The following is a 13,357-nucleotide window of genomic DNA, read 5'->3' on the forward strand; positions in this document are numbered from 1 at the left end:
CGGCCGGTGGGGTCACCTTCAGGATGAAGCAGTCGCCCCCGGTCACATGGTGCGCCTCGATGATTTCGGGCGTCGTGTCGGTCAGATCGTGGAACGGCTTGTAGTTGCCGTTCGGATAGCGCAGCCGTACGAGGGCGAGGATCGGGAGGCCCGGTCGCTCCGGGTCCCCCACGGCGGAGTACCCGCTGATCACCCCCCTCTCCCCGAGACGGCGCACCCGCTCGGTGACGGCGCTCGGTGACGGCGCTCGGGGGTGCGCGAGGACTGCGGCTGCTGAACCGGCGCGGGCGGCTCACGTGCCGGGGAGCGCGGTGAACAGGCGGTGCCCGTCGTCGTCGGTGGGCAGGCCGCTGACCTGGCCGTCACCGACCTCCACGACCCGCCACGTCCCGTCCTCCCGCAGCGCCATGTCGGTGGTCACCCACCGGCAGCCGAGCGCGCGCACGGCGTCGCCCACGGCGTCGAGGCCGGGTGCGGGCACCTGGCCGGGCGTGTCCGGGTGGGCCGTCACCAGCACGGGCTCACCGTCCACCCACCAGACCCGCGCCTCACCGCCCGGCACGAACGGCTCGTAGGCGCGCAGCACCACGCCGCCGGCCAGGAAGTCCCCCTGCAGTTCGACGAATCGGCCGACGACGTGGGCGAGCCGGGCCGTGTCCCTCAGCTCCGGGACGAAGCATGCCTCGAGCCATTCGTGCTTGCGGGACTTCACGAAGTCCTTGACGATGCCGGGGCCGGGGCCGAGATCCCCGGCGAGGTCCGACCACACGGAGGGATCGGGCACGACCTCTCCGGCGGACAGGGAACGCCAGACGCTGCGCGGCGTGAGTTCGGTGAACACCTCGTACCAGCCCGGGAGTTCATGGGCGGTGCGGTACGCGGAGGCGTCGGTGAGCAGCGAGCAGCCACGGGCGGCGAGAGCGCTCTCCAGTTCCGCGTAGCGGGCGGGCGGAACCATCCACCCCCGGTACCAGTACGACCCGGAGTCCCGGCGTACCCGGCCGACGGCGGTCTCCGCGTCTCCGGCGAGCAGCGCGTCGTGATCGACCAGAGCGGTCTGCGCACCGGTGCGCCGTGCCGCAGCGGCCTCCCGGACGAACTGGAGGTCGGGGTGCCGTGGCCGGAGCGGGTCGCAGCAGAACAGGAAACCGGGCGGAGTCATGCGGAAGCGTCCTTCGGGCCGTCGGCGGGGGAGAGGGAGGGCCGGGGGCGGGTGATCGTGCACCGGCCCCCGGCCCCGGCCTGGATCAGAGCCTGGACAGCTCGTCCAGCAGGTCGTCCAGGCCGAGTGACCCCTGCGACAGGGCCGCCATGTGCCAGGCCTTGAGGTCGAACGCGTCGCCGTGGGCCTTCCGGGCGTTCTCCCGGCCCAGCAGCCAGGCACGCTCACCCAGCTTGTAGCCGATCGCCTGCCCCGGCATGGACAGGTAGCGGGTCAGCTCGCTCTCCACGAAGTCGGCGGGCCGGCCGCTGTGGCTGCCGAAGAACTCCTGGGCCAGAGCCGGCGTCCACCGCTCACCCGGACGGAACGGTGAGTCCGCCGGGATCTCCAGCTCCAGGTGCATGCCGATGTCGATGATCACCCGGCAGGCACGCATCATCTGCGCGTCCAGATAGCCGAGGCGGCGCTCCGCGTCGGGCAGGAAGCCCAGTTCGTCCATGAGCCGCTCGGCGTACAGGGCCCAGCCCTCTGCGTTGGCGCTGACCTGGCCGACCGACGCCTGGTAGCGCGAGAGACTCTCGGCGACATGCGTCCACTGCGCGATCTGAAGGTGGTGGCCGGGCACGCCCTCGTGGTACCAGGTGGACACCAGGTCGTAGACGGGGAAGCGGGTCTCACCCATGGTGGGGAGCCAGGTGCGGCCGGGCCGCGAGAAGTCCTCCGAGGGCCCGGTGTAGTACGGAGCGGCGGCGCCCCCCGCGGGAGCGATCCGGGACTCCACCTTGCGTACACGCTCGGCGAGTTCGAAGTGTGTGCCGTCGAGCGCCTCGATGGCCTCGTCCATCAGGCTCTGCAGCCAGACCCGGACCTCGTCCACGCCCTCGATGTGCTTGCCGTGCACGTCGAGATGGGCGAGCGCCTCCCAAGGGCCCGCACCCGGGAGGACCTTGTCCGCCTCGGTCTTCATCTCGGCCAGCAGCCGGTGGTATTCCGACCAGCCGTACGCGTACGCCTCGTCGAGATCCAGATCCGTGCCGTTGAACTGGCGCGACCAGCGGGCGTAGCGCTCCCGGCCGACGGTGTCGGGGGCGCCCTCGACGGCGGGGGCGTACACCTCCCTCATCCAGTCCCGCAGTGCGACCAGGGCAGCGGCAGCCTGCCCGGCCGCCTCGTCCAGCTCCGAGCGCAGCGATCCGGGGCCCTCGGCCACGAAGTCCTGGAAGAATCCAGGGCCGTCCTCCCCCGCCCAGGTCCCCAGCTGGCCGATGAACGTCGCGGTCGGGCGCGGGCCGCCGTACAGCTTGCGCTCCAGACCGAGCGCGAGCGAGGCGCGATAACCCTCCAGCGAGGCCGGTACCGCGCGCAGGCGGTCCACGACCGCGGCCCAGTCCTCGTCCGTCGCGGTCGGTGTCGCCGTGAACACATCACGGAGGCTGTGAGCCGGTGAGTGGATGTTGGAAACGGCCCGGAGCCCCTCCTCGGCCTCATGGATGGCGAGTTCGGCCGTCAGGCGTTCCCGCAGCAGCCGCGCGCAACGCCTTTCCTCGTCGCTGTCCGCGCCCGGCACCTGCTCCGCCGCGTCGAGCTTCACGAGTGTGGCGCGTACGAGTTCGGCCATCGCGGCCTGACCGGCGGGCGAGAAATCAGGCAGCCGGCGGGAGCTTTCCGCGACACCGAGATAGGTACCGGTGATCGGGTCGAGTTCGATGTATGCGTCGACGTAGGCGTCGGCGACCTGGCGCGGCAGCGCGCTGCTCGATGTGTCTGACATGTGGACATCTTCGTACGTCGACGGCCCTCACGTCACGGGGGTCAGGACTTCGGCCGGAGGAAGATCCTTTCACGGCGCGGAGGAGCCGGGGCGCGCCTCCGGGGCGTCGGCCGGATTTCGCGCACCTGCCGTCGGCGGCATCAACGGGCCGCAATCCCACTGCTGGAAGATCAGCCGGGTCTCCACGCGTGCCACCTCACGGCGTGAGGTGAACTCGTCCAGCACCAGGCGCTGCAGATCCGTCGGGTCGGCGACGGCCACGTGTACCAGGTAGTCGTCCGGTCCGGTGAGGTGGAAGAACGCCCGGGACTCCGGGAGCGCCCTGATCCGTTCGACGAACGGACCGATGAGCTCCCTGCGGTGCGGCCGGACCTGTACCAGCAGGAGCGCCTCCAGGCCGCGGCCGAGCCGCGCCGGATCGAGCCGCAGCCGGTGTCCGAGGATCACACCGGACCGGCGCAGCCGTGCCACCCGGTCCAGACAGGTGGACGGCGCCACCCCGACCTCGGCGGCCAGCTCCCGGTACGTGGTCCGCGCATCGTTCTGCAGGAGGCGCAGAATGTGCAGATCAACCGGATCGAGAGCGACAGATTCGGGCATCCGGCGAACGTAGCACGGCAGTCAGGCACGATCAGCCGGTTGCTGTTCAGGCTGGTGTCATGGACACCGAAGCCTCCTTGCTGACATCCCAGCCCCCCTTCCGGTCCAGGGCGCTCGCCACCGAAGCCGTGCACGCCGGACGCGACGATCTCGCCTCTCTCGGCCTGCACGCCCCGCCGATCGATCTGTCGACCACCTATCCCTCGTACGACTCCCGAGGTGAGGCCGAGCGCATCGACGCCTTCGCCACCACCGGAGCGAGGCCCGACGGGCCACCCGTGTACGCACGGCTGGACAACCCGACGACGGCACGCTTCGAAACCGCGCTGGCCCGGCTGGAAGGCGCCGAGAGCGCCGTCGCCTTCGCCAGCGGAATGGCGGCGCTCACCGCCGTCCTGCTGGCCCGAGCGAGCCGCGGGCTGCGCCATGTGGTCGCGGTGCGTCCGCTCTACGGCTGCAGCGACCACCTCCTGGGCGCCGGGCTGCTGGGCACCGAGGTGACCTGGACGGACCCGGCGGGCATCGCCGAAGCGATCCGTCCGGACACCGGACTGGTGATGGTCGAGACGCCCGCCAACCCGACACTGGCCGAGATCGACATCCGGGCGGTGGCGCACTCCTGCGGCGCCGTGCCGCTCCTGGTCGACAACACCTTCGCGACACCCGTGCTGCAGCGGCCGCTCGAACACGGTGCCCGGTTCGTGCTGCACAGTGCCACCAAGTACCTGGGCGGTCACGGCGATGTGATGGGCGGTGTCGTCGCCTGCGACGAGGAGTTCGCCGCCACCCTGCGGCAGGTGCGGTTCGCCACCGGGGGCGTGCTGCATCCGATGGCCGGCTATCTGCTGCTGCGCGGGCTGTCCACGCTGCCGGTACGGGTCCGGGCCGCGTCCGCCGCCGCGGCGGAACTGGCCCGCAGGCTCTCGGCGGACCCCCGCGTCGCGCGGGTGCACTACCCGGAGGTGGGCGGCGCGATGGTGTCCTTCGAGGTGTTCGGAGACCCGCACGGAATCATCGCGGGAGTCCGCCTGATCACGCCCGCCGTGAGCCTCGGCAGCGTGGACACGCTCATCCAGCACCCGGCCTCCATCAGCCACCGCATCGTGGGTGAGGGAGACCGGAGGGCCGCGGGTGTCGGCGACCGTCTGCTGCGCATGTCGGTCGGACTCGAGGACGTGGAGGACCTCTGGGCGGATCTCTGTCAGGCGCTCAGCGCTGCTCCGCCTGCTCGGCCCGGGAAAGCGGCCGAGGCGATGACGGCACTCCTGAGCGGGTCACCGGTTCCGTCACCGGCCGGGCGGGAGCCTCGGCCAGTCGAGCGGTGATGACCAGGGTGCCTTCCTCGATCTGGTAGTCGAGAGGCAGCGAGAGTGCCCGCATGGCGGCCACCATCCCCGTGTTGTGCGCCTGCGTCACCGCGTACACGCTCTCGCAGCCCGCCTCGACGGCCAGGGCCACCAGTCGGCCGAGGAGCTCGGAGCCGATACCGCGGCGCTGCCAGTCGTCCTCGACGAGGAGGGCCACCTCGGTCTCGTCCCCGTCCCAGAGCAGATGGCCCAGCGCCACCAGCCGGCCGGAGGCCGTCTGCACGGCGAGTGTGCGGCCGAAGCGCGGGCTCAGCAGATGGTCCAGATACCGGTCGGCGTCACGGACCGGGCCGTGGTAACGCAGGCCGAGGGTCTGCTCGGAGCAGCGGCCGTGCATGGCGAGAGCCGCGTCGAGGTCACCCTGGTCCGCACGGCGCACGGTGATCTCGTCGCCCTCGCGCAGGGTGAGGACGTCCTCGCTGCGCGGTACGCGCGGACCGAGCCGTGCGTCGAGCTCCACCAGAGCCCGCGCACGGGCGAACTCGGTCGGGGTGAAAGGGAGATAGGGGCGCTCGACGGTGATGACACCGCCCGACGGATCGCGCAGCCGCATCACGGCGTCCTCCAGGACGCCTTCCACCGGTGCGCTCTCACCGGTGGGGTGGCCCGTGACCGACAGGGCGGGCAGCGAGTGGATGGTGCACCGGCCCAGGAGCTGGCGCAGGGCCAGCGGGAGCTCGGCCGCGTCCAGCGCCGTGCGGGTGGCGAGGCCGAGGACCCGGGTGGGCGTGTCCACCAGGTCGTGGGCATCCGCGCGTTCGATCCAGGTGGCGGAACCGCCGGCGGCGGCGACCTCCCGGGTGAGCTGCTGGGCGGGCAGCGCCGCGGGCGCACGCAGCAGGAACTCGTCGACGGTGCCGTCGGCCAGCGGGTGGGTCTGCAGGGTCAGGATGTCGATCCGGTGACGGGCGAGGGCGATGCAGAGGGCCGCGAGGGTGCCGGGGGCGTCCCGCACGGTCGTCCGCATCCGCCACAGCACCGTGGCGCCGACGTCGACGGCGCCCGCCCCGCCCGCCTCGTCGGCGCCCGGCGACGGGGCGCCGGTATCCGTGTCCGGGGGCGGTGCGTGGCTGTGCCGCCGTGCCCACCAGGTGTGGAAGGCGGCCGTGGCGACCAGGGCCACGGCCGAGGCGATGAGCAGATAGGGGCCGTCGGGCTGGTGCCCGATCAGGTTGGCGATCGCGTCTGCCACGGCGACCGCGGTGAAGAGCGCGGCCAGTTCGATCAGGTCCCGCCGCCAGTGGTGCGGACGGCGGGCACTCTTCGCGGATGTCACATCAGTCATGCCCCTACTGTGACCGAACGGTGTTGCCTGATCACGAACGCATTGTGACTGATGGGTTACGTGTGGATCTGGTCGCCTTCAGTATGTTTTTCATGGGTCACTGTCCGGTGCGTCCCGGCTGCAGCACCTTGCTGAACAGGACCGTGCCGCCCTGGGCCCGGAGGCGCACGGTCAGCTCCCCGCTCCCGCCGTCGATGTCGACCTCTCCGAAGAACTGCGGCGACTCCATGGGGGACACGTTCGCCCGGTCCGGCGCCCGGACGAAGACCCGATCCGGGCCGAACGTGCCGTCGAGCGCGTTGGCGGGGAAGCCGCCTGCGGCCAGCGGGCCCGAGACGAACTCCCAGAACGGCGAGAAGTCCTTGAAGGCCGCGCGCTCCGGGGCGTAATGCTGAGCCGAGGTGTAATGCACGTCGGCCGTCAGCCAGACGGTGCCGGTGATCCGCCGGTGCTTGATGTGGCGCAGCAACTCGGCGATCTGCAGCTCCCGCCCCAGCGGTGCGCCCGGGTCGCCCTGCGCGATCGCTTCGAAGTCCGTGGCTCCGTCGGGGACGACCAGCCCCAGCGGCATGTCGGCGGCGATCACCTTCCACACCGCACGTGACTGCGACAGCTCGCGCTTGAGCCAGCTCAGCTGCTCGGCGCCGAGGATGCCCGTGGTGTCGTCGGACTGCCGGCCGGGGGAGTTGGCGTTGCGGAAGGACCGCATGTCCAGCACGAACACATCGAGCAGAGGACCGTGCCGCACGACACGGTGCATGCGCCGCTCGTTCGGCGAGCTCTGCAGTGCCGGAACCGGGAAGTACTCGCGGAACGCCCGCATCGAACGCGCCGCGAGCCGGTCCACGTTCTTCTCGGTGTAACGGACGTCGTCGAGGATCTGCCCCGGATACCAGTTGTTGCGTACCTCGTGGTCGTCCCACTGGATGATGGACGGAACCTGCGCGTTGAACGCCCGCAGGTTGTCGTCGAGCAGGTTGTAGCGGAAGTTCCCACGGTACTCGTCCAGGGTCTCGGCGACCTTCGACTTCTCCAGGGTCGTGATGTTGCGCCAGATCCGTCCGTCGGGCAGCGTCACGCTGGGCTCGAGCACCCCGTCCGCGTAGATGTTGTCACCGCTGCACAGGAAGAAGTCCGGGTCCAGGCGGCGCATCTCGTCGTACACCCGGTAGCCGCCGATGTCGGGGTTGATTCCCCAGCCCTGCCCCGCGATGTCGCCGGACCAGAGGAACCGCACCCCGTCGCGGCGGCGGGCCGGAGCCGTGCGGAAGGTTCCGTACACCGGCTTGCCGGCCCGGCGGGGGTCGTGCGGGTCCGCGAGGGTCACCCGGTAGTGCACCTGCTCGCCGGCGGGCAGTCCGTGCAGCGGGGTGGTGCCGGTGAAGTCCGTACCGGCGCCGATCAGCGGGCCGTGCCACGTGCGGGCGCGGCGGAAGGACTCCGTCGCGGACGTCTCCACCACCATTCGGGCGGGACGGTCCGAACGTACCCACACCAGGGCGGACGACGCCGTCACATCACCTACCTGTACGCCCCACGACGCGCTCGGCCGCCCCGACAGTGCGAACGCGGGCGCGGTGGTGATCGCCGCGGGCACGGCGACCGCGGCCGAGGCCAGGAGCGAGCCGCGCAGTACGGTGCGGCGGCCCGGGGCCGGGACGGGGGGACGGTTCGACATCGATGCGCCTCCATGGGCGAGAGGGCTGCGGGAACAGCGCGGCGGTACAGGCTGATTACAGACCCATACCTAGTCCCCGGCAGCGGCGGGCATGCCAACCGCAGATGAACAACCGGTCGGCCTGCCGGTGCTGCGTCCCCTCGGGCCGGAGCTGCTGTCGGCGGTGGTGTGCGCCGTCGCGGCCGTGGAATCCGTGCTGCTCGGCCTCCTGCTCGAGGGTCAGGGTTTCTGCGGGGCGAGCGCGCCACACTCTTCTCCGGGCTGATTCCCGTATCGGCCGCGCTCACCGCACCGCTGGTCGGCACGGGGACGTGCGGCGCGGGTCAGGCGTAGGGAGCCTGCTGGTGGGCCCGGGGGGGGTGTGCTGGGTTCGGGCGTACGGGGACAGGGCCGCACCGGCCCGTCAGCGGCTCGTGTCGAGGATCACCCGCGCCACGGCAGCCGGGTCGTCGTTCATCGGGACGTGGCCGCACGCGGGAAGCCGGACGAGCCGTGCGCCGGGGATCACGTGCTTGGCCCTGACGCCCTGCCGGCGCAGGAGAAGACGGTCCTTGCTGCCCCAGGCGATACTGACCGGCACGTCTGGTACGTCGTCGGTGAACGCGACGGTCAGGCCGGCCTCGAGAGTCTGACGGAAGCCGGTGGCCTCACGCAGGGCGACGGTCTCCGACACGACCGCACCGGGTGAACGGCGGCCGGGGCGCGCGTAGATGGTGCTGGTCAGCGCGGTGCGGCCGAGCGAGCTCTGCGAAAGCCGCTCGATCAGCGGCATCGGCATCGAGAGGGCTGCTCCGCGCATCGCCCGCAGCACCCCGAAGGCGTAACGGCGCTCGCTCCGTGTCCAGAACCCGGCGGGGGACAGCGCCGTCACCGAACGCACGCGTTCCTCCCGGCCGAGCTCCAGCGCGAGCAGGCCTCCCAGGGAGTTCCCGGCGACATGCGGCCGGGTCAGGCCCAGGGTGTCGAAGAACGAACCGAGCACCGGGACCATGGTCCGCAGGTCGTGGGCGAGCCCGTGCGGCAGCGCCGGTGAGGCGCCGAAACCGGGCAGGTCCACGGCGATGACGTCCCGCTCGGCCGCCAGGACACGCAGGACCGGGTCCCACGCCTGACGGTGATGGCCGATGCCGTGCAGCAGGACCAACGGCTCACCCGAACCGGTCCGTTCATACGCCACGTCGACCGTACGAGGGCCGTCGGGGGTGTCGACTGCGAACGAGACCGTGTGGGCCACGCTTCTCCTCAGGACGGACGTGCCGGGCTGCGGAGGCGGAACGAGACGCCTCGTCAACAAATGATTACCGCCGAGTAGCTGGTAGTTCAGGGGGCGCGTGCGATTCCCGCTGGACACCCCGAGGCGTGTCGGCTGGGATGGAAAAGTGACTGCCGACACCGTGACCGATCGCTTCGAAGAACACCGGCCCTTCCTCACCGGGGTCGCCTACCGCATGCTCGGCCGCGTCGCCGACGCGGAGGACGTGGTGCAGGAGGCGTGGCTGCGATGGTCGTCGGCCGGGCGTGAGGACGTGCGGGAGCCGAGGGCCTTTCTCGTGCGGATCACCACGCGTCTGGCCATCGACCGGCTGCGTCACCTGCGGTCCCGGCGTGAGGCGTACGTGGGGCCCTGGCTGCCCGAACCGGTGGTCACCGAATTCGGCCCGGCCGTCCCCGATTCCGCGGAGCGTGCGGTACTCGCCGACTCCGTGTCCGTCGCCGTACTCGTCGTCCTCGAGACCCTCTCCCCGCTGGAGCGTGCGGTCTTCGTCCTGCGCGAGGCCTTCGGTTTCCCGTATGCGGAGATCGGTGTCGCCCTCGACCGCTCCGAGGCGGCCGTACGGCAGCTCGCGGGCCGCGCCAAGCGCCATGTGGACGAGCGTAAGCCGCGGTACGACGTGGATCCGGAGGTGCGGCGCGATCTCACCGAGCGCTTCCTCGCCGCCGCTTCCGGCGGGGACCTGGAACCGCTGCTCGCCCTGCTGGCTCCCGATGTGCGCCTCGTCAGCGACAGCGGAGGCAAGGCGAAGGCGCCGCGGCGGATCATCGAGAGCGCGGACAAGGTCGGACGCTTCCTCATCGCGGTGGGGCAGGACTGGCCCACCGGCACGGGGGTCCGGGTCCTGGAGCTCAATGGCGGCCCCGCTCTGGTGTTCAGCGCGGACGGGGTGGTGGACACGGTGTTCCAGGCCGACATCAGCGGTGGGGTCATCCGGTGTGTCTATGTCCTCCGCAACCCGGACAAACTGGCCGGGGTGCCGGTGGGCTAGCGGCGCGGGCGGAAATCTGCGCCCGCGAGCCATGTGGTCTCCATGAGGCCCACGTGCCCCACGAGCTCGGCCGATGGTGTTCTCGGCGAGCCGTGGGGCTTCGTGTTGTCCGGGCTCGATGTCGTCCGACATGGATATGTCAGCGGTCCCGGCGTCGGAACGTCAGTGGGGTCCGTGCTCCGGGGCTGAGCCGGTTCTCGCCGATCCGTCCAAGGAGTCGAGGTAGGCGGAGAGCTGACCGGCGGCGTACAGCTGGGCCGTTCCGCGGGACGTGAGGTCGCGCCGCCATCCTTCCAGGGTCCTGGCCAGCGCATCGAGGCTGCCGGCGTCGCGGAGTTCTCCGAGGACGGTAGCGATGGTGCCCAGGGGCTGGCCTCCCCGGCGCAGCAGGTGCGCCAGTTCGGCGTCGCGCACGTCCTGCGCGAGGTACTGGCGGTGCCCGCGTGGGTCACGTCGTGGGGTGAGAACTCCAGCGTGTTCCCAGGCGCGCAGGGTGGCCGGGTTGAGCGCGAGGTGGCGGGCGAGTTCACCGATGCTGTACGGCGTCCGAGTGCTGGCCGCTGCCTCTGGGGTGGACGCGCCGAGGTGTGAGAGCGCCGCTTCGACGGTCCGCAGCGTGCTGCGGTCGCGAGCCAGGAGCGAGTGCCCGTCGTCGATGTGCTCCAGTGCTTCGTCGAGCCGGCCGCCGGTGGCGGCGTGCATGATGCGTCGGCTCGTCGAGTAGCCGAAGGCGGGGACGAGCGCCAGGTAGGCCGCGAGGCCGGCGGCGTGAGCGGCGGTGTAGTCCCGGTACCCCGTCCGGCTGCGGTGGGCCGGCGGGATGATGCCGGCGTCCTCGTAGTTGCGGACCGCCTGTGTGGAGACGCGATGGCGACGGGCCAGGTCCACGGGCCGCATGTGACCTCCGATTGAGGGTTCGGACGCAGGTGAGCGGAGTATTCGTGGCAAAGTCTCCACCGAGCGTTCAAGGATACGATTCAGGGCCATGGCGCAGAGAACGCACACCGTGTCCGGAGACTTCGATCTGACGATGGGCGAGCTGCGCGTCGTGGCGCGTTACGTGGTCCGGCACGCCGAGGACGTCCTGTCGGTCTTCGAGCAGGCTGTTCCTGATGATCCGCGCCCCCGTGCGGCGATCGACGCGGCCTGGGCGTTCATCAACGGTGCCGACAGGACGAAAGTGCAGCGCGCCACTTCCCTCGACGCTCACCGGGCCGCCCGGTCCGCGCCCTCCGAAGCCGCGCGACTGGCCGCGCGATCCGCCGGTGACGCCGCGTCGGCCGCATACGTGCACCCCATCGCCCAGGTCGCCCAGGTCGGCCACCTCCTGCGGGCCTGCGCGAGCGCGGCGCGCGTCGGGGAGATGGAGGCAGGCGGTGATCCCACGATCGGGGACGCCCTGCTGGAACGGTCGCGGCAGCGTGCGACACCGGTGCTCATCGATGTGCTCTGCCGCTATCCGCCCGTGACAGGCGGCAGCAGTCGTGTCGCCCGGCTGATGCGCACTCTGGATCATTCCCTGCGCCAGGCGGCCGACCGGCCGTCAGGGCACACCGCGGCGAGCGGCGCCGATGCGCGCCGGAGGGAGTGCCCGTCATGATCCTTCCGAAGATCCGCGACCCTCGTTTCGTGACGATCCGCCGTGGTGGGACTCTCACTGATGCGGATCACCGTCTCCTCGCCCTATGGGCTGCCGCCTGTGCAGAGCACGTCCTCGGCCTCTTCGAGTCGGCCCGGCCTGGGGACCCGCGACCGCGTCAGGCGATCGAGCATGCCCGGGCCTGGGTGCGTGGCGAGGTCAAGATGATGCAGGCTCGCGCGGCGGGCGGCCACGCGATGGGCGCAGCCGGAGACCTGCGTGGGGCAGCACGGCATGCCGCGTACGCCGCCGGCCAGGCCGGGGCCGTCGCCCACGTCGCCGCGCACGAGCTCGGCGCGGCCGCCTACGCGATCAAGGGCGCACGCGCAGCGGCACCGGAAGGCGAGAGCGGGGCCGCAGGACGACTCGAGTGCCAGTGGCAGCGCAGTCAGCTCCCGGAGGCGATCCGCGAGCTCGTACTCGATGACCAGCGGCTGCGCAACGACATCTGCTGGTCGGTGTTCGTCTGCTGAAGCCGAACCGTGCACGGCCTCTCACGGCCGGGTCAGCGGGGTCACCAGGCACCGCCGTCCAGTGGTGTGGGAACGCGGGAGACGCTTCCTCGGGCCCGTGCGGCCGCGTCGCAACCACTGACATCAGCTGTCGGAACCCACGGCCACCCTTTCGCCCGACACCCGACGCCGGACGAACGTCCCGTGAACGCTCTGCGGCAGTGGGCCGTTTCGCTGTGTCACGGCGCGAGGATTGGTCTTGACCAAGGTGGTTCGCCGTCCTAAGGTCTGAACGATAGGCAGGAACCTTTAATAAATAACGTCGCGGAAAACAGGCCACCGGGCGGATGCGGAGGACAGGGTGGGGACCACGCAGCTGGAAGCGGTGCAGGAGCCGAAGTACTGGCACCTCAAGACCGTGCTCAGTGAAGCGCTCGACTCGGACTTCGCGGTGGGGGAGGTTCTGCCCAACGAGCGGGATCTCGCGGCCCGCTTCGGTGTCGCCAGGGCGACGCTGCGTCAGGCACTGGAGCAGCTCGAGCTCGAAGGCAGGCTGCAGCGACGCCGCGGAGTGGGCACGACCGTCGCCCCGCCCCGGGTCGGAGTCGCCGTCGCCACCGCGCAGCACGGCTGGGCGGGTGGCGACAATGACGAGGCATGGCAGGCGATCGAGTGCACGAAGGCGACCGCTCCCGCCGCGGTAGCCGCCATGCTCGACACGGACGCCGGAGAGCCCGTGCACGTGGTGCGACGTATCCGTGCCGCCCACGGGCAGGCCGTCGCGGCGGAGCTTCTGTACGTCCCGATGTCGTCCGTGCCCGAACTCTCCGCCATCGAGGCGCCCTCCGGGTCCGCCCGGGCCCGAAGCGTCCTGAGGGAACTGCACCGCCTCGACCTCGACGGCCAGGACCGCTCGGTCGAACTCGGGTCGGCCCGCGCGGACGACGCGAAGGAACTCGACCGGCTCCCGGGCGCTCCGGTCCTCGTGGTCACCACTCGGTATCTCGCCGCGGCCGGCACAGCGGCTGTCTCCGTCGCCACATACCGGGCGGACACCTGTCGGCTCACCTTCGGGGATTCCGGCGCGCTGGAGATCAGCCACGACGAGCAGGAGCGTAAAGCCTCCTGACGTCATCGGG

The 13,357-nt window shown here is 71.2% G+C and carries 13 protein-coding genes and 1 pseudogene; 6 read left to right on the plus strand and 8 right to left on the minus strand.

Annotated elements, in window-relative coordinates; all coding sequences use genetic code 11:
* Window positions 1-10: 10 nt before the first annotated feature.
* From ACFYQ5_RS03110 to ACFYQ5_RS03125, 4 genes and pseudogenes are all read right to left on the minus strand, one after another.
* A pseudogene (locus ACFYQ5_RS03110) lies at window positions 11-268 on the minus strand (Lrp/AsnC family transcriptional regulator); the annotation flags it as partial.
* A gap of 24 nt (window positions 269-292) precedes the next feature.
* Complete coding sequence (locus tag ACFYQ5_RS03115) at window positions 293-1,162, minus strand: ATP-grasp domain-containing protein (RefSeq protein ID WP_389192279.1); 870 nt, start codon at window positions 1,160-1,162, stop codon at window positions 293-295.
* Between the two features lie 85 nt (window positions 1,163-1,247).
* Window positions 1,248-2,933 (minus strand): DUF885 domain-containing protein, encoded by a 1,686-nt coding sequence (locus ACFYQ5_RS03120; RefSeq protein WP_389192282.1) that lies wholly within the window; start codon window positions 2,931-2,933, stop codon window positions 1,248-1,250.
* Between the two features lie 69 nt (window positions 2,934-3,002).
* Complete coding sequence (locus ACFYQ5_RS03125; RefSeq protein ID WP_389192285.1) at window positions 3,003-3,533, minus strand: Lrp/AsnC family transcriptional regulator; 531 nt, start codon at window positions 3,531-3,533, stop codon at window positions 3,003-3,005.
* A 59-nt stretch (window positions 3,534-3,592) separates the two neighbouring features.
* On the opposite strand from ACFYQ5_RS03125, the gene ACFYQ5_RS03130 reads away from it, so the two are divergent.
* Entirely contained in the window at window positions 3,593-4,858 is a 1,266-nt protein-coding gene (locus ACFYQ5_RS03130) for a trans-sulfuration enzyme family protein (RefSeq protein WP_389192288.1), read from the plus strand.
* Here the strand turns inward: ACFYQ5_RS03130 and ACFYQ5_RS03135 are convergent.
* Together ACFYQ5_RS03135 and ACFYQ5_RS03140 are read right to left on the minus strand one after the other, a co-directional pair.
* Window positions 4,743-6,176 (minus strand): GNAT family N-acetyltransferase, encoded by a 1,434-nt coding sequence (locus ACFYQ5_RS03135; protein WP_389193081.1) that lies wholly within the window; start codon window positions 6,174-6,176, stop codon window positions 4,743-4,745. The two genes, ACFYQ5_RS03130 and ACFYQ5_RS03135, sit on opposite strands and share 116 nt — an antisense overlap.
* Window positions 6,177-6,282: 106 nt before the next feature.
* Window positions 6,283-7,863, minus strand: a complete 1,581-nt coding sequence (locus ACFYQ5_RS03140) for an alkaline phosphatase D family protein (protein WP_389192290.1) — start codon at window positions 7,861-7,863, stop codon at window positions 6,283-6,285.
* 91 nt (window positions 7,864-7,954) lie between these two features.
* On the opposite strand from ACFYQ5_RS03140, the gene ACFYQ5_RS03145 reads away from it, so the two are divergent.
* Window positions 7,955-8,128, plus strand: a complete 174-nt coding sequence (locus tag ACFYQ5_RS03145) for a hypothetical protein (RefSeq protein WP_389192293.1) — start codon at window positions 7,955-7,957, stop codon at window positions 8,126-8,128.
* A gap of 138 nt (window positions 8,129-8,266) precedes the next feature.
* Here the strand turns inward: ACFYQ5_RS03145 and ACFYQ5_RS03150 are convergent, their stop codons facing one another.
* The gene (locus ACFYQ5_RS03150; protein ID WP_389192295.1) at window positions 8,267-9,097 is read right to left on the minus strand and encodes an alpha/beta fold hydrolase; all 831 of its coding nucleotides are present in this window, start codon (window positions 9,095-9,097) and stop codon (window positions 8,267-8,269) included.
* Window positions 9,098-9,242: 145 nt separating this feature from the next.
* Between ACFYQ5_RS03150 and sigJ the strand changes: the two genes are divergently transcribed.
* Window positions 9,243-10,127, plus strand: coding sequence for an RNA polymerase sigma factor SigJ (sigJ, locus tag ACFYQ5_RS03155; protein ID WP_389192298.1), 885 nt, complete (start codon window positions 9,243-9,245; stop codon window positions 10,125-10,127).
* A gap of 162 nt (window positions 10,128-10,289) precedes the next feature.
* Here the strand turns inward: sigJ and ACFYQ5_RS03160 are convergent, their stop codons facing one another.
* Window positions 10,290-11,024, minus strand: a complete 735-nt coding sequence (locus ACFYQ5_RS03160; RefSeq protein ID WP_389192301.1) for a MerR family transcriptional regulator — start codon at window positions 11,022-11,024, stop codon at window positions 10,290-10,292.
* A gap of 88 nt (window positions 11,025-11,112) precedes the next feature.
* On the opposite strand from ACFYQ5_RS03160, the gene ACFYQ5_RS03165 reads away from it, so the two are divergent.
* From ACFYQ5_RS03165 to ACFYQ5_RS03175, 3 genes are all read left to right on the plus strand, one after another.
* The gene (locus ACFYQ5_RS03165) at window positions 11,113-11,727 is read left to right on the plus strand and encodes a putative immunity protein (RefSeq protein WP_389192303.1); all 615 of its coding nucleotides are present in this window, start codon (window positions 11,113-11,115) and stop codon (window positions 11,725-11,727) included.
* Complete coding sequence (locus ACFYQ5_RS03170) at window positions 11,724-12,239, plus strand: putative immunity protein (RefSeq protein WP_389192306.1); 516 nt, start codon at window positions 11,724-11,726, stop codon at window positions 12,237-12,239. The genes ACFYQ5_RS03165 and ACFYQ5_RS03170 overlap by 4 nt, the downstream gene beginning before the upstream one ends.
* Window positions 12,240-12,579: 340 nt before the next feature.
* The gene (locus ACFYQ5_RS03175) at window positions 12,580-13,347 is read left to right on the plus strand and encodes a GntR family transcriptional regulator (RefSeq protein ID WP_389192309.1); all 768 of its coding nucleotides are present in this window, start codon (window positions 12,580-12,582) and stop codon (window positions 13,345-13,347) included.
* The last annotated feature ends 10 nt before the right edge of the window (window positions 13,348-13,357 follow it).

Origin of the sequence: Streptomyces sp. NPDC005794 (assembly GCF_042871445.1) — a bacterium.
In the GTDB taxonomy this organism is placed as follows: domain Bacteria; phylum Actinomycetota; class Actinomycetes; order Streptomycetales; family Streptomycetaceae; genus Streptomyces.